Origin of the sequence: Aestuariivirga litoralis (assembly GCF_015714715.1) — a bacterium.
Taxonomy (GTDB): Bacteria; Pseudomonadota; Alphaproteobacteria; order Rhizobiales; family Aestuariivirgaceae; genus Aestuariivirga; species Aestuariivirga litoralis_A.
The window spans coordinates 649924-669185 of sequence record NZ_WAHS01000002.1; the positions used below are offsets into that span (position 1 = coordinate 649924).

Consider the following 19262-nt stretch of genomic DNA (forward strand, 5'->3'; position numbering starts at 1 on the left):
AACCACTGGTTTTATGGGACGGCTTGCCTCCACTCTGGTGTCAGACTAGACACGGGGGCATGCAGCTTTTCCCAACGCCAGAAAACAAGGCACCGCCCGGCATTCGCGTGGTGGAGCTTTTCGCCGCCGACAAGGTGAAGCTGCGCGCTGCTTTTGCCGTGCCGAAAAACCCCAAGGGCACAGTTCTGTTGGCCAATGGCCGCAGCGAATTCATCGAGCGCTATTTCGAAACGATGAATGACCTGATGAAACAGGGCTTTGCCGTGGCCACTTTTGACTGGCGCGGCCAGGGCGGCTCGCAGCGCCTGATTGCCGATCCCAAGCGTGGCTATGTCAGGAGCTTTGCTGATTATGATCTCGACATTGATGCGGTCTATTCGCGCCTGCTCGTGGCACAATGCCCTAAGCCTTTTTACGGCCTTGGTCATTCTACCGGCAGCCACCTGATGCTGCGCGCCTTGCGCGGCCGCAAATGGCTGGACCGCGTAGTGCTGTCTGCACCTCTGATGGGCTTTCACTATGGCTCTTGGCCGCGCTGGGTGGCGCGCGGCATGGCGATTGGCGCCACCACTTTCGGCATGAAAACTGGCATCCTACCCGGCTACGCCAATCTTCCTTACAAGCGCGAGGACTTCCCGAACAATCCGCTCACCTCGGATCGCCGCCGCTGGGACCGTGATATTACCTCGCTGGAACACGCCCCGCAGCTCGCCATTGGCGGGCCCACCTTCGGCTGGTTCCGTGCGGCCCTGAATTCCATGGATGAATTGCAGGCCTGGCCAGAGGCGCAAGGCCCCTCCTGCCCCACTTTGATCGTCATGGCAGGACTGGACCGGGTGGTGAATAATGATGCCACCAAGATGTTCCTCGCCCGCGCGCCCGGCTTCTCGTCGCTCACCATTGCCGACAGCCAGCACGAAATCCTCAATGAGAAGAATGCCATCCGGCAGCGCTTTCTCGCGGCCTTCAACGCCTTCGTCACCGGCTGATCATTCCTGTCCGTCAAGGTTGCGCTGCAACACTCTAACGGCTGGACGAAAGCCATTCCCGCCACTAATGTAATTGTACGACAAATAAAATTTCAAGAAACCGAGACGGAAACGATGACCAAGGCGCCCAATAGCAAGATTGAAAACAAGCTGAAACTGCGCTCGCAGAACTGGTTTGATAATCCAGCCAATGCCGACATGACTGCGCTTTATCTTGAGCGTTATCTCAATTACGGCCTCACCCAGGGCGAATTGCAGGGCGGCAAGCCGATCATCGGCATCGCGCAGACGGGCTCTGACCTCTCGCCGTGCAACCGTGTTCACGTGGAACTGGTGAAGCGCGTGCGCGATGGCATCATCGCCGCCGGCGGCGTGCCTTTTGAATTCCCCATCCATCCGATCCAGGAAACCGGCAAGCGCCCGACAGCATCGCTGGACCGTAACCTTGCCTATCTCTCACTCGTCGAAGTGCTCTACGGTTATCCGCTCGATGGCGTGGTGCTCACCGTGGGCTGCGATAAGACAACCCCGGCCTGCCTCATGGGCGCCGCCACCGTCGATATTCCGGCCATCGCTCTGTCGTCCGGCCCGATGCTAAACGGCGACTACAAAGGCCAGCGTACGGGTTCAGGCACCATCGTCTGGCTGGCCCGCGAAAAGCTGGCCACCGGCGAACTCGACTATAAGGGCTTTGTTGATCTCGTGGCCTCGTCGGCGCCCTCAACCGGCTTCTGCAACACCATGGGCACCGCCAACACGATGAACTCGCTGGCCGAAGCCTTGGGCATGACGCTGCCCTACAATGCCGCAATCCCCGCACCCTACCGTGAGCGTGGCCAGATGGCCTATGAAACCGGCAAGCGCATCGTGGAAATGGTGCATGAAGATCTCACTCCCTCCAAGATCATGACGCGCAAGGCGTTTGAAAATGCCATCGTCGTCAACACCGCAATCGGTGGTTCCACCAATGCGCCCAACCATCTGAACGGCATCGCCGCGCATCTCGGCATCGAGCTTGAGGTGAAGGATTGGGAAAAGCACGGTTATGAATTGCCGCTGCTGGTCAACCTGCAGCCCGCCGGTGAATATCTCGGCGAAGACTATCACCGTGCCGGTGGCGTGCCCGCCGTGATGGCCGAGCTGATCCAGGCCGGCAAGATCCACGAGGACTGCATCACCGCCAATGGCAAGACCATCGGCGAAAACAACAAGGGCAAGTTCTCATGGAACCGCAAGGTGATCCGCGAGTTCAACGACCCGCTCAAGAAGACCGCCGGCTTCAAGATGTTGCATGGCAATCTGTTTGACTCAGCCATCATGAAGACCTCCGTGATCTCCGATGAATTCCGCCAGCGCTATCTGTCCAACCCGAAAGACCCGAATGCCTTCGAAGCCAAGGCCGTCGTGTTTGATGGTCCGGAAGATTATCATGCCAATATCGATGATCCGAAATTGGGCGTTGATGAAAACACCATTCTCTTCATCCGTGGCGTGGGCCCCCTGGGCTATCCGGGTGCCGCAGAAGTGGTGAATATGCGTGCACCGAATTACTTGCTGGAAAAAGGCATCCGCGCCCTTCCTTGCGTAGGCGATGGCCGCCAGTCTGGCACGTCGGGTTCGCCTTCGATCCTCAATGCCTCGCCCGAAGCGGCAGCCGGCAGTGGGCTCGCAGTCATTAAGAATGGTGACATGGTGCGCGTCGATCTCAATACCGGCGATTGCAACATGCTGGTCCCCAAGGAAGAGATCGCCAAGCGCCAGGCCGAGCTTGCAGCCAGCGGTGGCTACCCCGTTGCACCGTCGCAAACGCCGTGGCAGGAAATCTTCCGCAACACTACTGATCAACTTGCCCAGGGCATGGTGATCAAGGGAGCCACCAAGTTCCAGCGCGTCGCCAAGACCATGGGCATCCCGCGCGACAATCACTAAACTGCAAACTCTCCATCGGCGGGCTCAGGTCCGCCGACCCAGTCTTTCAAGAGGATGTGGCCATGTTCAAATCAATCAAATCCCCCGGCCTGAAAGCAACTTTCGCCGATCACGGCGCGCGCCTTGTGGCGCTGGAAATTGATGGCCGCGATGTGGTCTTCGGAACGCCGCTCGATCCTGACTTTTCCAAATGGGATAATTCCGCCGGCGTCACCTGCGGGCGCCACGCGGGCCGCATTTCCAAAGGCGGCTATGATCTGGATGGCGAACGCGTCAACCTGGTCAACAACAAGGATGGTTTCCAGCTGCATGGCGGGCCCAAGGGCTTCGGCAGCTGCGATTGGGCCGTGACCAAAAAAGGCAGCGAGCTGCATTACACGCTCACCAGCCCGGATGGCGATCAGGGCTTTCCCGGCGAGTTGAAAGCCAGCGCGGTTTATGGCCTCACCGGCAACACGCTCTGGGCCGAACTCACCGCCACGACGACGAAGCCCACCGTGATCAACCTCACCAACCACGCTTACTGGAATTTGATGGGGCCGAGTGCCGGCAAGGACGACGCCTTCACCCAGGAAATCCAGATGCATGCCAGCCACTATCTGCCGGTGGACAAGAACCTGCTGCCACTGGGCGACATTGCTGACGTCACCGGCACCAAATATGATTTCCGCAAACTCCGCGCCGTGGGCCAGCCCTATGATGATTGCTTCGTGATGGACGGCAAGCGCGGCGAACTGAAACAAGTGCTCACCATGCGCGATCCGAAATCAAACCGCCGCATGGAAGTGTGGAACACCGAAAGCGCCATCCAGTTTTATACGGCCCTGCACTGGAGCGATAAAATCCCCGGCAAGGGGCAGACGCTGCAGCAGCATCAGGCCATCGCGATTGAACCGCAAAACGTGCCGGACGCACCGAACAATCCGAACTTCCCGCAAAGCGTGCTGCGCCCTGGCAGAACCTACCGCAACCGGATTGAGTGGCGGTTTAGCTAAAAGAACAGCGCTGCAGCCACGCCGCAAAACGCCATTATGATCGCCGTCATATAGAGCCGCAGCGTGCGCATATAGATCGTCTCCACATCCTCCACCTTGTGGCGCATGTCGAGCATCCGGTAGAGCACCAGCAGCATCAGCACCAACGCCGGCAGTAGCGTCACCGCCACGATGATATCGGCGATGCTATGAATCTCGGAAACCTGGTCTTCCTTGGTGGCCCAGCCCGCGAGAAAGTTCAGCAGGAAGCCCATGATGATCCCAAGCGAAGTGATCATCGGCTGGCGGTAGGATGCAATGTCTTTCAGGTTGCGGGCAAGCATGGCGCCACACTCTCACAGGAAGTTGTAAGGATCAACATCCAGCTGCAAGGCCAGCGAGCCCTTCGGCTTGATGTCCTTCAGCCACGCCGAAAGAAACGCCTGCAGATTGACCTCACGCCCCGCCTTCACCAGGAGGCGTATCCTGTGCCGCCCACGGATCATCGCCAAAGGCGCAGGCGCCGGGCCCAGCACCTTGATGCCTTCAGCTGGTGGTGCCGCATGCGCCACATCGCGCGCAAAGCGCAACGTCTCGCCGCTGTCCTTGCCCGAAATCACAATGCCAGCCAGCCGCCCGGCCGGCGGCAGGCCCGCCATTTCACGAATGCGCTTTTCACCATCGAGATAGGCATCGCGGTCACCGCGCGCGAGCGCCTTCATCAAGGGATGATCGGCCAGATAGGTCTGCACCAGAGCACGCCCCGGTTTCTCCCCGCGCCCCGAACGCCCCGCCACTTGCGCCAGCAACGCCCAGGTGCGCTCGCCTGCCCGAGGATCAGAAGATTCCAGCGCAAGGTCCGCATCCACTACACCCACCAGCGTCAGCTGTGGAAAGTGATGACCCTTGGCCACCAATTGCGTGCCCAGGATCAAGTTGAAATCGCCATCTTCAATCCCGCGCAAAGTATCGCGCAGATTTTCACCGCGCGAAAGATCACTCGAAAGAATGGCCATCCGCGCATCTGGAAACAGCCGCATCGCCTCTTCGGCCAGCCGTTCAATGCCGGGGCCGACAGGTGTGAGCTTGCCCGCCTCACCACAGGACGGGCAGGCCTGCGGCACGCCTTCCTGATGCCCGCAATGATGGCATTGCAGGATCTTGCGGAACCTGTGTTCAACCATCGAGGCCGTACAATCCGGGCAATTCAACCGGTGCCCGCAGGCGCGGCACAAAGTCAGCGGCGCAAAGCCGCGCCGGTTGAGAAACAACAAGGCCTGATCGCCTGATGCCAAAGTATGCGCTGTGGCCGCAACCAATTCAGGCGAGAGCCACTGGCCGGGCTCCAGCTTCTCCACCACCATATTGATCAGCCGCGTTTCTGGCAGCTCCGGCCGCCCATGCCGGTCCTTCAGCTTCACCAGAAGGTAGCGACCGCGATCGACATTCATCAGGCTTTCCAGCGAAGGTGTGGCCGATGACAGCACCACCGGAAATTTTCCGAGATTGCCATAAAGCACGGCCATGTCGCGCGCGTGATAAGGCACGCCTTCATCCTGCTTGTAGGCATTCTCATGTTCTTCATCGACCACGATAAGGCCGAGATTGATCCATGGCAGGAACAGCGACGACCGGGCACCCACCACGATGCGCGCATCACCGGTCGCAATCCCGCGCCACACCCGCTCACGCTCGCGCGGGCGCAAATCCGAATGCCATTGCGCCGGCGCACAGCCAAAGCGCCGCTCTACGCGCGCAAGAAAAGGTGCCGTGAGCGCAATTTCCGGCAACAGCAGCAACACCTGCTTTCCCGCAGCCAGTGCCGCAGCCATCGCTTCGAAATAGACTTCCGTCTTGCCAGACCCCGTCACACCATCCAGCAGCGCAACCTTGCCGCCACGCTGCGCCACCATCTGCCGTAGTGCCTCAGCAGCGATCACCTGATCCTTGTTCAGCGTAAAGGCCCCAGCATTCAAATCCGGTTCCTGGAACTTCGCATGTGGCGGCAAACCCACTTCCTTTAGCGCACCTTGAGCCGCCAGCGCCTTCACCACCGATGCACCCACACCTGCGGCCTGCGCCAGTTCGGAAGGCCGCATCGCAAAGCCCTGTGCCGCAACTTCCAGAACCCTCGCCCGCTGCGGCGTCAGCTTGGCAGGCGTGACCTCACCCAGCACCAAAGCCTTCTGCAGCACTGGTTCATCCAGCGCCGCAGGCACGCGCATCACCATGCGCAGCACATTGCCCTTGGGTTCCAGATAATAGGCCGAAAGCCATTCGATGAATTTGCGGTGCGTCTCGGAAAGTGGCGGCGCATCGCAGCGCCGCGTCACCGCGCGCAGCTTCATATTGGTGCCGAAACTCTGGTTCACTTCCCACACACAGCCCAGATAGCTGCGCGGCCCCATCGGCACTTCAACAAAATCGCCAGGCGCCAAAACCATCCCATCAGGGATCGCGTAGGAATAAGCCTGTGCCAATGCTAGCGGCAAAAGTACCTCTGCGATTCTGATCGAGTTCTCCATTTGTTCGGCTTTAGACTTTGATCACTTCGGTTTCCAGCACTATATCTGATTCATGCTCACGCGCCCGCACAGCACCCCGCAAGTGACCGAGATCGCCTATCTCGAACCGGCACTTTACGCCGCCCGCCTGCGTGACCAGCCAAATCTCACATTGCTGGAAACCGTGATGCGGCAGGAACATCTGGGCCGCTGGTCATTCCTCGCCTGCAATCCATCGGCGACGGCCAGAGCGCTGGATGATGTGCAACGCGACCTGACAAAGAATCGAGTCGAAACCCTGCCCGGCCTGCCGCCATTTCAGGGCGGTTGGGCCGGCTTCATCTCCTATGATGCGGGCTGGGCCTTCCAAGGTGCCAAACATCCGCCCGCCTTCAAGCCGCTCTGCCCGGACATGATTTTCCACCGCTACGATACCGTGTTGGGTTTCGACCACTTGCAGGAACGCGCCTTCATCATCGGGCCCGATGCGGCCAAGCTCGAAAAACTGCTGAAGCGCAAAGCACCGCCCAAGGGCCCGCATGTGATCAAAGTCTGGCAAAGCAATTTCACCCGGCCGGATTATGAAGCCGCCATTGCCCGCACGGTTGAATACATTCTGGCCGGAGATATTTTCCAGGCGAACATCACGCAGTGCTTCTCAGCTGAAATTCCGCAAGACTTTGACGCGTTTGCGTTCTATCAAACCCTGCGCACCAAAAATCCCGCCACCTTCGCCGCCTTCCTCGACTATGGCGATCTGAAAGTGGCTTCCTCCTCGCCCGAGCGCCTGGTGAAGATGGAAGCCGGGCATCTCGAAGCGCGTCCCATCAAGGGCACGCGCAAACGCGATGGCGATCCGGCGCGTGATGCCGCACTGATCGCCGAGCTGCAATCCAGCCGGAAAGACCGCGCCGAGAATGTGATGATCGTCGACCTGCTGCGCAATGATCTCAGCCGCATCAGCAAGCCCGGCACGGTGAAAGTGCCTATCCTGTGCGGGCTGGAATCCTACGCCAATGTGCATCACCTCGTGTCAGTGGTGGAAGCAGAAGCCCGTGACGGACTGGATGCGGTCGATCTCATCAAGGCGATTTTCCCCGGCGGCTCGATCACCGGCGCACCCAAGATCCGCGCCATGGAAGTGATTGCAGAGTTGGAGCAACAGGCGCGCGGGCTCTATTGTGGCGGCATCGGCTGGCTGGGCTTCAACGGCAACGCCGATTTCAACATCACCATCCGCACGGCTTTGTTCTCCGGCGGCAAGGCCTATGTGCAGGGCGGCGGCGGCATCACCGCGCGTTCCGAGCCAGCCGCCGAATATGAAGAGAGCCTCACCAAGATCAGCCGCATCATGGAGGCGTTCAAGCCATGATCCTGATCATCGATAATTACGACAGCTTCGTCTTCAACGTGGCGCGTTACTTTGAGGAACTGGGCGAGAAAACCCGCGTCATCCGCAATGACGCCGTCACTGATGACGATATCAAAGCGGCCAAGGCCATCGTCATCTCACCCGGCCCCTGCGCGCCCAAGGAGGCCGGCCAGTCTCTGGATATCGTGCGCCAATATTCCGGCAAGCTCCCCATTCTCGGCATCTGCCTTGGCCATCAGGTGATCGGTGAAGTCTTCGGTGCGCGCGTCACCCGCGCAAAGCGGCCATTGCATGGCGAAGCCTCCGACATCGAGCATGATGGTGAAGGCATGTTTGCGCATATTCCGCAAAATTTCGCCGCGGGCCGCTATCACTCACTCATTGTTGACCAAGTGGAGGGCACACCCTTGAAGGTCACCGCGCGCAGCGCCAATGGCGAAGTCATGGGCCTGCAACATGAATCGCATCCAACCTTCGGTGTGCAATTCCACCCCGAATCCATCCTCACGGAGCATGGCTACGGCCTGCTCAAGAATTTTCTGAAAGTTGCTGCATGAGCGTCTGGTGCAATGGTGCGTTTGTTGATCACTTGACGCTCGATCTCGCCGAGCGTGGACTGATGCTGGGGGATGGCATTTTTGAAACCATCGCCGTGCGCGAAGGCCGCGCCATCTGGCTCGACGCCCACCTCGCCCGCATGGCACGCACTGCCGATGCTCTGGGTCTGGCCTTCGATGAGCACAAGCTGCGCGGCGCCTTGTTTTCAGTGCTGATCAAATCCGCCGCGCCGTCGGAAGTCCTGCGCATCACTCTCACCCGCGGCCCCACGGGCCGGGGCTTTGCCATTAACGGCGACAAGCCGACGCTGATGATCTCGCTCAACCCGTTTGATCTGAGCAAGCTTCCCGCTTCCGTGCGGCTGGCCACCTCCACCATCCGCCGCAACCCTTCCGCCCCCTCTTCGCATTTCAAGACGATTTCCTACATCGACGGCATCGCCGCCGCCCGCGAAGTGGCCGGCCGCGCCGATGACGCGCTGCTGCTCAACACCGAAGGCCATGTCGCCTGCACCACCATAGCCAATGTGTTTCTGCTGAAAGACGCCACGCTGATCACCCCCAGCGATGGCCAGGGCATCCTGCCCGGCATTGCCCGCGCCGTGATCATGGCCGGCGTGGCGGAACTGGGCCTCAGCCTGGAGCTCCGCCCAGTCCAGTCCGCCGAGCTGGCCACTGCCGATGCGGTTTTCGTGACCAATTCTTTGCGCCTTGCCACGCCGGTGTCATCCATTGATGGCAAGGCGTGTGGCATGCGTGCTATAGATGACATCAACGCATTCTTGGAAAGGGACTTCTCATGAAATTCTTTGCTGATACGGGCGACGTCGCGGAAATCCGCGAAATCCAGTCCATGGGCCTGCTGGATGGTGTCACCACCAATCCCTCGTTGATCGCCAAATCCGGCCGCCAGTTCAAGGATGTAATCAAGGAAATCTGCGGCATCACCGATGGCCCGGTTTCTGCTGAAGTGGCCGCGCTTGATTACGAAACGATGATGAAAGAGGCCGACGTGCTGCGCAAGATCGCCAAGAATGTGACGGTCAAGGTGCCACTCACGGTCGATGGCCTCAGGGCCTGCAAGGCGCTTTCCGGCGATGGCACGATGGTCAATGTCACGCTCTGCTTCTCGCCGAACCAGGCGCTGCTGGCCGCCAAGGCCGGTGCGCATTTCATCTCGCCCTTCGTGGGCCGCCTCGATGACATCCATCTGGACGGCATGGAGCTCATCTCCGAGATCCGCCAGATCTATGACAATTATGATTACGACACCAACATCCTGGTCGCCTCAGTGCGCACTGCCAATCACATCAAGGAAGCCGCCTTGATCGGTGCTGACTACGCAACGGCCCCTGCATCGGTGCTGAAATCACTGGTCAAGCACCCGCTGACCGACAAGGGCATCGAAGGCTTCGTCGCCGACTGGAAGAAGACCGGCCAGTCGATCATCTAGTAACCGCGCCTTCACTTTTGAGGGTGAAATTGGGGCCATGTCCGAGGATATGGCCCTTTTTCATTTTGCTGCTGATGTCACGCCCATCGCCCGGGCATGGCTGGCCACGCTGAAATCCGAGCGCCGCCTCGCCGCCAAAACGCTCGAAGCCTATATCAGCGACCTCACGCAATTCGGTGGCTTCCTGCAGGAGCATCTGGGCGAAGCCGCATCCATCTCTCTACTCGCCGGACTGGACGCATCCGATTTCCGCAGCTTCCTGGCCCGCCGCCGCAATGACGGGATCGAAAGCCGCTCACTCGCAAGACAGCTCTCCGCCATCCGCTCCTTCTTCCGCCATGCCGAGCGTAATGGGCATTTCAAATGCGCAGCCCTCGCCGCCGTGCGCACACCGAAAATCCCGCATTCGGTGCCAAGGCCGCTGACTGAGGACCAGTCGCACAAGCTGGTCACAGACGTGGTGTTGGAACAGGATGAAGCCTGGATTCAAGCCCGCGACATGGCCGTCCTCACTTTGCTCTATGGTTGCGGCCTGCGCATCTCCGAGGCTTTGGGCCTCACCGTGAAACAATCCGAGCAGAACCCTCTGGTCATCATCGGCAAGGGCGGCAAAGAACGTCTGGTGCCCATGGTGCCCGCCGCCGTCGAAGCCATTACGGCTTACCGGAAGCTGGCGCCGATGCCACTGCTGCCATCCATGCCGTTGTTCCGCGGCGCCAAGGGTGGCGCCCTCAGCCCGCGCATCATCCAGCTGCTGATGGAACGGCTGCGCGGTGCGATGAACCTGCCGGATTCCGCCACGCCGCATGCTTTGCGTCACAGCTTTGCGTCGCATCTTTTGGGAAATGGCGCTGACCTGCGCGTGATCCAGGATTTGCTCGGCCATGCCTCGCTGTCATCCACGCAGATCTACACCGAGGTCAACCGCAAGCATCTGCTTGAGCAGTACCGCAAGGCGTTCCCCAAAGCGTGAGCCGTGCTAGTCTGGGCCATGCCCCAGATTGATCGCGTTCGTCCCAATGAAGACCTCCCGAAAAGCGTAGATGTCGCCATTATCGGTGGCGGCATTGCTGGCATTGGCCTCGCTTTGGACCTTGCCGAACGAGGGCTGAAAGTCGCCGTCTTCGAAAAGGGTGAAATCGCCGCCGAGCAATCCAGCCGCAATTGGGGTTGGTGCCGTCAGATGGGGCGTGACGTAAGGGAAATTCCCTTGATCCTCGAAAGCCTGAAACTCTGGTCCGGGATGAACCAGCGTTTGGGCGCGGAAACCGGATTCCGTACCTGCGGCATCGCCTATCTGGAAAAAGATGAAGCCTCTCTCGCTCCGCGCGAGGCATGGCTGAGCGATGTCGCCGCCCCTGCAGGCATCGTCAGCCACATGGTGAGAGGCGCTGATCTCGAAAAGATTGTCCCCGGCAGCAGCAGCCATTTCCATGGCGCCCTTTACACGCCGGGTGATGGCAAGGCCGAGCCGTTTATCGCGGTAACAGCCATGGCGCGGGCCGTGCAGGCCAAGGGCGGATTGATTTTCACCCAATGCGCCGTGCGCGGCATCGAGACTTCTGCCGGCCGCATCTCATCCATCGTGACTGAACGCGGTGCCGTTGCCTGCAGCGCGGCGGTCATCGCCGGTGGATATTGGTCGCGGCATTTTCTGGCCAATCTCAGCATCGCATTCCCACAGGTGGGGGTTCTCTCTTCCGTTCTGCGCACCACCCCGCTGGAGAATGGCCATGTGACAACTTTTGCCGGCGGCAAATTCGCTGCCCGCAAAAGGCTGGATGGAGGTTTCACCATCGCCCCCAATTTCCTGTCCATGCCGGAAATGGTGCCCGCCTCTTTCCGGTATCTTTTCGATTTTCTGCCGATGCTGCGACAGGAATGGGCCTGTCTGCGCCCGCGTCTGTCCAGCTGGTTTTTCGAAGAGGCACGCATGAAGAAGCGCTGGAATCTGGATGAGACATCGCCCTTCGAATCTCACCGCATCCTCAATCCCAAACCTGTGGGCTGGGTTCTCGATGAAGCAATGCGCGAGTTGAAACGCTACTTCCCGGCCTTTGCACCTGTGCAGGTCGCCGAGCGCTGGGCCGGAATGATTGACGGCACGCCCGATGCCATCCCGGTGATTTCAGCCATCGACAAAGTGCCGGGCCTCTATCTCTCAGCCGGCTATTCCGGCCATGGCTTCGGCATCGGCCCCGGTGCGGCGAAACTGATGGCGCAATTGATTGTGGGTGAGCGCCCTATGCCGACACGTCGGCTTTCCGCTTTTCGCGCTTCAGCGATGGCACAAAACATCGCCCCACAACGGGCGTTTGATCAGGCCGCGATCAGCTTGGCGTGATTGATCGCGCGGTTGATCGTGTCCAGCAGCTCTTCCGGCTGCACAGGTTTGCGCATGAATTCAAAAATCTTGAGGTCAGCGGCGCGCAACTGCGTGGTGCGTTCAACGTCTGCCGTTACCATCACATAGGTGGCATCAGCACCCATGGCCTGCAGCGTCTCGATGACGTCAAGGCCGTTCTTCAAACTGCCCAGGCGGAAATCAAACAGGCCGACCGCAAAAGTCTGGTCCACCGCGAATTCAACGGCACTTTCAGGATCAGAGAAGCCCTTCACCTTGTAGCCGCAATCGGCCAGCAATTCGGCAACGCTGGTCAGCAGATCAACGTCATCATCAAGGATCAGGATATCGATATCTTTTCTGGCCAAGGCAAACCCCTCACTTGCCGCGAAATTAGGCGACAATCCTTTCGAACCCATTGAGCCCGAAAGTTAACGACCTATGAATGGATGGCCCGGCCATCCACCGCCATGGCCGCTTCCTTCACAGCTTCCGACAACGTGGGATGGGCATGACAGGTGCGCGCCAGGTCTTCTGCCGAGCCGCCAAATTCCATCAGAACAGCAACTTCGTGAATCATTTCGCCAGCTTGCGCACCCACAATATGGCAGCCCAACACCTTGTCGGTCTTGGCATCAGCGAGGATTTTCACGAAACCATCGGTCGTCTGGTTGGCCTTGGCGCGGCCATTGGCAAGGAAAAGAAATTTCCCGGATTTGTATTCAATGCCGGCCTGCTTCAATTCTTCTTCGGTCTTGCCGACCGAAGCCACTTCCGGAGACGTATAGACCACGCCGGGAATGACGCCGTAATTCACATGGCCCGCCTGGCCAGCCAGAAGTTCAGCGACAGCGATGCCCTCATCTTCCGCCTTGTGGGCCAGCATGGGTCCGCGGATCACATCACCAATCGCGTAGATGCCCGGAACGGACGTGGCGAAATCTTCATTCACTTCCACACGGCCGCGCGCATCAAGCACAATGCCTGCTTCTTTCGCACCCAGCCCTTCGGTATTGGCGGCCCGGCCCACGGCCAGCAGCACCACGTCCGAAATAATCTTCTCCGCAGCGCCACCAGCAGCAGGCTCCACCGACAGCGTGACGCCCGCAGCTGAAGTCTCAGCGCCCATCACCTTGGACGACAGCTTGAAAACAAAACCCTGCTTTTCGAGCAAACGCTGGAACGCCTTGGCCACTTCTGCATCCATGCCGGGCAGGATGCGGTCGAGATATTCCACCACCGTCACTTTAGAGCCCAGCCGCTGATAGACCGAACCCAGTTCAAGCCCGATCACGCCAGCCCCGATCACCGTCAGCGAGGCCGGAATCTTTTCGAGCACCAGGGCGCCGGTGGAACTAACGATAGTCTTCTCGTCAACCTCAACGCCCTTGAGCTTGGAGGATTCCGAACCGGTGGCGATCACAATGTTCTTGGCTTCGTGAACCGTGTCGCCCACCTTCACCTTGCCGGCGCCGATGATGGTGGCACTGCCACGGATCACATCAATCTTGTTCTTCTTGAACAGGAAGTCGATGCCCTTGGTATTGCTTTCCACCACCTCTTGCTTGAATTTCAGCATCTGGCCGAAATCAACCTTGGTGTCGGCGGTCAGGCCCATGCGGGCAAAACCATGCTTGCTCTCGGCCAGAAGCTCGGTCGCATGCAACAGCGCTTTTGATGGAATGCAGCCCACATTGAGGCAGGTGCCGCCATGCGTGGCGCGCTTTTCGATGACAGCCACTTTCATCCCCAGCTGCGCCGCGCGAATGGCGCAGACATAGCCGCCGGGTCCGGTGCCGATAACGATGAGATCGTGAGACATGATCAGAGATCCAGCAGCGCGCGTTGCGGGTCTTCCAGGCCGTCCTTGATGCGCACGAGGAAGGTCACCGCTTCCTTGCCGTCTACGATACGGTGATCATACGAAAGTGCGAGATACATCATCGGGCGGATCACCACCTGGCCGTTCACCGCAATCGGCCGGTCCTTGATCGCATGCATGCCCAGAATGCCGCTCTGCGGTGCATTCAATATCGGCGTGCTCATCAGCGAACCATAGATGCCGCCATTGGTGACAGTGAAGGTGCCGCCCTGCATGTCGGCAATCTGCAGCTTGCCGTCACGCGCCTGCTTGCCATAGCCGGCAATGGTCTTTTCAATGCCCGCAAAGGACAGCATGTCGGCATTGCGCACCACCGGCACGACGAGGCCCTTGTCGGTGCCCACCGCCACGCCGATATTGTAGTAATTCTTGTACACAATGTCTTCGCCATCGATCTCGGCATTGACGGCGGGCACATCCCGCAGCGCCTGGATAACGGCCTTCACGAAGAAACTCATGAAGCCCAGCTTGGTGCCGTGCTTCTTCTCGAACACATCCTTGTACTGATTGCGCATCGCCATCACCGATGACATGTCCACCTCGTTGAACGTGGTCAGCATCGCGGCGGTGTTCTGCGCATCTTTCAGGCGCTTGGCGATGGTGGCGCGCAGGCGCGTCATCTTCACCCGCTCTTCGCCACCAGCGGGCGCAGCAGGAACCGGCGCCGACACCGCAACAGGTGCAGGCGCAGCAGCAGGCGCTGCCGCTGGCTTGGTTTCCATCGCACCAATCACATCACCCTTGGTGATGCGGCCATCCTTGCCAGTGCCGGGAATATCAGCCGGGTTGAGATTGTTCTCGACAACCGCTTTGCGTACGGCGGGAGACAGCGTCTGTTCAACCACTGCCGGTGCAGCCGCCGGAGCAGGCGCAGCCGAAGGCTTCGCGGCAGGAGACGAAGGTGCGGCACCCGCAGCACCTTCAAGGATCGAACCCAGAAGCGCACCCACCGCGATAGTCGCACCCGGCGCGGCATTGATCTTTTCCAGCTTGCCAGAGGCGGGTGCCGGCACTTCCACCGTCACCTTGTCGGTTTCAAGCTCGACCAGCGGCTCATCGATCTTGATCGCATCGCCTTCCTTCTTGAACCACTTTGCAATCGTGGCTTCCGTGACGCTTTCGCCAAGGGCGGGAACGCGGATTTCTTTGCTCATTTTTTTCGCCGTCTTTCAGAATGAAGTTGCTTAAGCCATGGCTTCGTCAAGGAACGCTTTCAGCTCCTTGAGATGCCGGCTCATCAGGCCCGATGCGGTGGCGGCAGAGGCCGCGCGGCCCACATAACGAACCTTGTTGTTCTTCGCCTTGATGAAGTCCAGCACGCGCTCCAGATTGGGCTGCGCGAAACTCCATGCGCCCATATTGTAGGGCTCTTCCTGGCACCAGACGAATTCGGCTTTTGAGAAGCGCGCCAGTTCCTGCGCCAGCGCCTTGTGCGGCCAGGGATAAAGCTGTTCAACGCGCAGCAGGTAAATGTCATTGAGGCCGCGTTTTTCGCGCTCCTCATAAAGATCGAAATAAACTTTACCCGTGCACAGCACCACGCGGCGGATCTTGTCGTCCTTTACGAGCTTGATCTTCTCGCTCTTCAGGAACTCAGCATCATCCCACAGGATGCGGTGGAAGGTGGAATTCGCACCCATGTCTTCCAGCGAAGACACCGCACGCTTGTTGCGCAGCAGGCTCTTCGGCGTCATCAGGATCAGCGGCTTGCGGAAGTCGCGCTTCATCTGGCGGCGCAGGATGTGGAAGTAATTCGCAGGCGTCGAACAATTCGCCACCTGCATATTGTCTTCCGCACACATCTGCAGGAAGCGCTCCAGTCGGGCGGAAGAATGTTCCGGCCCCTGGCCCTCATAACCATGCGGCAACAGCACCACGAGGCCCGACATGCGCAGCCACTTGCGTTCCGCCGATGAAATGAACTGGTCGAACAGAACCTGTGCGCCATTGGCGAAATCGCCGAATTGCGCTTCCCACAGCACGAGCGCATTGGGCTCGGCCAGTGAATAGCCATATTCAAAACCCAGCACGGCTTCTTCCGAGAGCATCGAATTGATGATCTCGATCTTGGTGGCTTGGTCTTTGACCAGATGATTGAGCGGCGTGTAGCGCTTCTCGGTTTCCTGGTCGATCAGGACCGCGTGGCGTTGCGAGAATGTGCCACGTTGCACGTCCTGGCCGGAAAGGCGGATCTTGGTGCCTTCCTTCAGCAGCGTGCCGTAAGCCAGCGATTCAGCCATGGCCCAGTCAATGCCCGAGCCATCTTCGATCATCTTGCGGCGGCCATCCAGCACGCGCTGCAGCGTGCGATGCGGCGTGAAGGTCTTCGGCACCTTGGTCAGCTTGATGCCGATGGCCTTCAGCTCTTCCACTTCAATGCCGGTCGTGCCGCGGCGCGCATCGTCTTGCGCTTCAGCGGTCTTCATGCCTGCCCAGCGTCCATCCAGCCAGTCAGCTTTATTGGCTTTGTAGGCCGAGGCCACACCCATCGCGTCATCAAGGCGCTTGCGGTATTCGGCCTTCATCTCGTCGAATTCGGCTTCGGTGACCGTGCCATTGGCAATCAGGCGCTTGGCATAGATGTTCACCGCGGTTTCATGGCCCTGGATGCGCTTGTACATCAGCGGCTGGGTGAACATCGGCTCGTCGGTTTCGTTATGGCCGAAGCGGCGATAGCAGAACATGTCGATGACGACAGGCTTCTTGAACTCCTGGCGGAATTCCATTGCCACCTTGGCGGCAAACACCACCGCTTCCGGATCATCGCCATTCGCATGGAAGATCGGCGCTTCGATCATCTTGGCAATGTCGGACGGATAGGGCGACGAGCGGGACCATAGAGGGCTCGTCGTAAAGCCGATCTGGTTGTTCACGATGAAATGGATCGACCCGCCGGAGCGGTGGCCTTTCAGGCCCGAAAGCCCGAAACATTCAGCAATCACGCCTTGGCCAGCAAAGGCCGCATCACCATGAATCAGCAGTGGCAGAACCGATGTGCGCTCGCGGTCGCCGCGCGCATCCTGCTTGGCGCGGGCCTTGCCCAGAACCACAGGATCGACGATTTCGAGATGCGACGGATTGGCAGTGAGCGACAGATGCACGGTGTTGCCATCGAATACGCGGTCTGATGATGAACCGAGATGGTATTTCACGTCGCCTGACCCTTCCACTTCATCCGGCGTGGAAGACCCGCCCTGGAATTCATGGAAAATCGCCGAGTAAGGCTTGGCCAGGAAATTCGCCAGCACATTGAGGCGGCCGCGATGCGCCATGCCCAGCACAATGTCCTTCAGGCCAATCTGTCCGCCGCGCTTCACGATCTGCTCCAGCGCCGGGATCATGCTTTCGCCGCCGTCCAGGCCGAAGCGCTTGGTGCCGGTGAATTTCAAGTTACAGAACTGCTCGAAGCCTTCCGCCTCGATCAGCTTGTTGAGGATCGCCTTCTTGCCCTGCGGCGTGAAGCTGATTTCCTTGCTCTCGCCTTCGATGCGCTTCTGCAGCCAGGCCTTCTGCACCGGATCGGAGATGTGCATGAATTCCACGCCCAGCGTGCCACAATAGGTGCGGCGCAGAATGTCAGTCACCTGGCGGATAGTGCCCTTTTCCAAGCCCAGCACATTGTCGAGGAACACCGGGCGGTCAAGGTCGGCCTCACCGAAACCATAAGTGGCCGGGTCTAGCTCGGGCTGTGGCTCTGGCTCTTTCAGCTTCAAGGGATCAAGGTCGGCACCCAGATGGCCACGCATGCGGAAGGCGCGGATCATCATCAACGCGCGTACGGAATCGAGCGTGGCCTTCTTGACGTCATCGGGATTAGGAGCGGCGGCAGCGGGCGCTGCAACCGGCGCAGCCACAAGTGCTGGCGCGCGGACGGCCTTGGGATCAACCTTGGGCGCATGCGCCTTGTCATAGGCAGACCAATTGCCGTCAAGAGCCGCAGTCAGTTCATCATTGGGCGGGGCCGGCCAATCGGCACGCTCCCAGGAGGGGCGGGCGGCGGGCGCTGCGCCCAAAGCACCACTGTCCAGCTCAGAAAAAAATTGCCGCCAGTGGATATCCACGGCAGCAGGGTCTTTCTTGAATGTGCTGTAAAGTTCTTCGACGAATTTGGCGTTGCCGCCGTAGAGGAAAGACGATTGCTCCAAGGCAGCCGCCAAGTCGGTCTTGTTCATATCACCACCATCGTTCAGCTCCAGCCTCTGGCACAATCGCCAGCTTGCCGGTCGGGCACAATCGCCCGTGCAAACCAAATGCGTATTCTAATGTGCTATATAGGAGTTGGATTTTGTCGGAAATATAACTTTTCTGATTGTTTCACGTTTGTAACCAGATTTGATGGCGCGAAGCTTACTTCGCGCGCTTCAGCTTCTTCAGCAGTGTCTCACCCAGCAACGCCGGCGAGTCCGAAACCGCGATCCCGGCGCGCTTCATCGCGTCAACCTTGGAGCCTGCATCGCCCTTACCGCCTGAAATGATTGCACCCGCATGGCCCATGCGGCGGCCGGGAGGTGCCGTGCGCCCGGCGATGAAACCAGCCATCGGCTTCTTCACTTTGTTTTTGCGCAGGAATTCGGCCGCTTCTTCTTCGGCTGAACCACCGATTTCACCGATCATGATGATTGATTTGGTCTTCGGGTCAGCGAGGAACATCTCCAGCACGTCGATGAATTCGGTGCCTTTGACCGGATCGCCGCCAATGCCCACAGCCGTGGTCTGGCCGAGGCCCGCATTGGTGGTCTGGAACACCGCTTCATAAGTCAGCGTGCCGGAACGCGAGACGATCCCCACCGAGCCCTTCTTGAAGATGTTGCCCGGCATGATGCCGATCTTGCATTCGCCTGGCGTCAGAACACCCGGGCAGTTCGGCCCGATGAGCCGCGACTTGGAGCCGGAAAGCGCCCGCTTCACCCGCACCATGTCGAGAACTGGAATGCCCTCGGTGATCGCCACGATCAGCGGCACTTCGGCATCAATGGCTTCCAGAATGGCATCAGCCGCAAAGGGTGGCGGCACGTAAATGACTGAGGCATCAGCGCCAGTCTTCTCGCGCGCATCAGCCACCGTGTCGAACACTGGCAGGTTCAGATGCTTGGTGCCACCTTTGCCCGGCGTGACACCGCCGACCATCTTGGTCCCATAATTCAACGCCGACTGCGAGTGGAATGTGCCGGCCTCACCCGTGAAGCCCTGGCAGATGACCTTGGTGTTCTTGTTGACGAGAATGGACATTACTTATGTCTCCTGAATTTTGGGAAAAG

At 59.3% G+C, this 19262-nt stretch carries 16 protein-coding genes; 9 read left to right on the forward strand and 7 right to left on the reverse strand.

The window, feature by feature from the left end:
* Nucleotides 1–59 precede the first annotated feature (59 nt).
* The 3 genes from F8B91_RS14895 (at nucleotide 60) to F8B91_RS14905 (ending at nucleotide 3913) form a co-directional block, all read left to right on the forward strand.
* On the forward strand, nucleotides 60–989 hold the full coding sequence (locus F8B91_RS14895; protein ID WP_196504635.1) for an alpha/beta fold hydrolase: 930 nt from the start codon (nucleotides 60–62) through the stop codon (nucleotides 987–989).
* A gap of 114 nt (nucleotides 990–1103) precedes the next feature.
* A complete protein-coding gene (locus tag F8B91_RS14900; protein WP_196504636.1) occupies nucleotides 1104–2918 on the forward strand; it encodes an IlvD/Edd family dehydratase in 1815 nt (604 codons plus the stop codon).
* 62 nt (nucleotides 2919–2980) lie between these two features.
* A complete protein-coding gene (locus F8B91_RS14905) occupies nucleotides 2981–3913 on the forward strand; it encodes an aldose epimerase family protein (RefSeq protein ID WP_196504637.1) in 933 nt (310 codons plus the stop codon).
* On the opposite strand, the gene F8B91_RS14910 is transcribed toward F8B91_RS14905, so the two are convergent.
* The gene (locus F8B91_RS14910; RefSeq protein WP_196504638.1) at nucleotides 3910–4236 is read right to left on the reverse strand and encodes a hypothetical protein; all 327 of its coding nucleotides are present in this window, start codon (nucleotides 4234–4236) and stop codon (nucleotides 3910–3912) included. The genes F8B91_RS14905 and F8B91_RS14910 overlap by 4 nt on opposite strands.
* Before the next feature lie 12 nt (nucleotides 4237–4248).
* On the reverse strand, nucleotides 4249–6417 hold the full coding sequence (locus F8B91_RS14915; RefSeq protein ID WP_196504639.1) for a primosomal protein N': 2169 nt from the start codon (nucleotides 6415–6417) through the stop codon (nucleotides 4249–4251).
* Between the two features lie 52 nt (nucleotides 6418–6469).
* Between F8B91_RS14915 and pabB the strand changes: the two genes are divergently transcribed.
* From pabB to F8B91_RS14945, 6 genes are read left to right on the forward strand one after another with little or no spacing between them, the layout of a single operon-like run.
* Entirely contained in the window at nucleotides 6470–7768 is a 1299-nt protein-coding gene (pabB, locus tag F8B91_RS14920; RefSeq protein ID WP_196504640.1) for an aminodeoxychorismate synthase component I, read from the forward strand.
* Entirely contained in the window at nucleotides 7765–8325 is a 561-nt protein-coding gene (locus F8B91_RS14925) for an anthranilate synthase component II (RefSeq protein ID WP_196504641.1), read from the forward strand. Before pabB ends, F8B91_RS14925 begins: the two co-directional genes overlap by 4 nt.
* Nucleotides 8322–9128, forward strand: a complete 807-nt coding sequence (locus F8B91_RS14930; RefSeq protein WP_196504642.1) for an aminotransferase class IV — start codon at nucleotides 8322–8324, stop codon at nucleotides 9126–9128. Before F8B91_RS14925 ends, F8B91_RS14930 begins: the two co-directional genes overlap by 4 nt.
* Nucleotides 9125–9778, forward strand: a complete 654-nt coding sequence (gene fsa, locus F8B91_RS14935) for a fructose-6-phosphate aldolase (RefSeq protein ID WP_196504643.1) — start codon at nucleotides 9125–9127, stop codon at nucleotides 9776–9778. The genes F8B91_RS14930 and fsa overlap by 4 nt, the downstream gene beginning before the upstream one ends.
* A gap of 37 nt (nucleotides 9779–9815) precedes the next feature.
* On the forward strand, nucleotides 9816–10751 hold the full coding sequence (locus F8B91_RS14940) for a tyrosine recombinase XerC (protein WP_196504644.1): 936 nt from the start codon (nucleotides 9816–9818) through the stop codon (nucleotides 10749–10751).
* A gap of 18 nt (nucleotides 10752–10769) precedes the next feature.
* On the forward strand, nucleotides 10770–12122 hold the full coding sequence (locus F8B91_RS14945) for an NAD(P)/FAD-dependent oxidoreductase (RefSeq protein ID WP_432432043.1): 1353 nt from the start codon (nucleotides 10770–10772) through the stop codon (nucleotides 12120–12122).
* Here the strand turns inward: F8B91_RS14945 and F8B91_RS14950 are convergent.
* From F8B91_RS14950 to sucD, 5 genes are all read right to left on the reverse strand, one after another.
* Entirely contained in the window at nucleotides 12098–12490 is a 393-nt protein-coding gene (locus F8B91_RS14950) for a response regulator (protein WP_196504645.1), read from the reverse strand. The genes F8B91_RS14945 and F8B91_RS14950 overlap by 25 nt on opposite strands.
* A 71-nt stretch (nucleotides 12491–12561) precedes the next feature.
* Entirely contained in the window at nucleotides 12562–13947 is a 1386-nt protein-coding gene (gene lpdA / locus F8B91_RS14955; protein ID WP_196504998.1) for a dihydrolipoyl dehydrogenase, read from the reverse strand.
* Nucleotides 13947–15158 (reverse strand): 2-oxoglutarate dehydrogenase complex dihydrolipoyllysine-residue succinyltransferase, encoded by a 1212-nt coding sequence (gene odhB / locus F8B91_RS14960; protein ID WP_196504646.1) that lies wholly within the window; start codon nucleotides 15156–15158, stop codon nucleotides 13947–13949. Before odhB ends, lpdA begins: the two co-directional genes overlap by 1 nt.
* Before the next feature lie 30 nt (nucleotides 15159–15188).
* Entirely contained in the window at nucleotides 15189–18176 is a 2988-nt protein-coding gene (locus F8B91_RS14965; protein WP_196504647.1) for a 2-oxoglutarate dehydrogenase E1 component, read from the reverse strand.
* Nucleotides 18177–18351: 175 nt separating this feature from the next.
* Entirely contained in the window at nucleotides 18352–19233 is an 882-nt protein-coding gene (sucD, locus tag F8B91_RS14970) for a succinate--CoA ligase subunit alpha (protein ID WP_196504648.1), read from the reverse strand.
* Nucleotides 19234–19262: the final 29 nt, after the last annotated feature.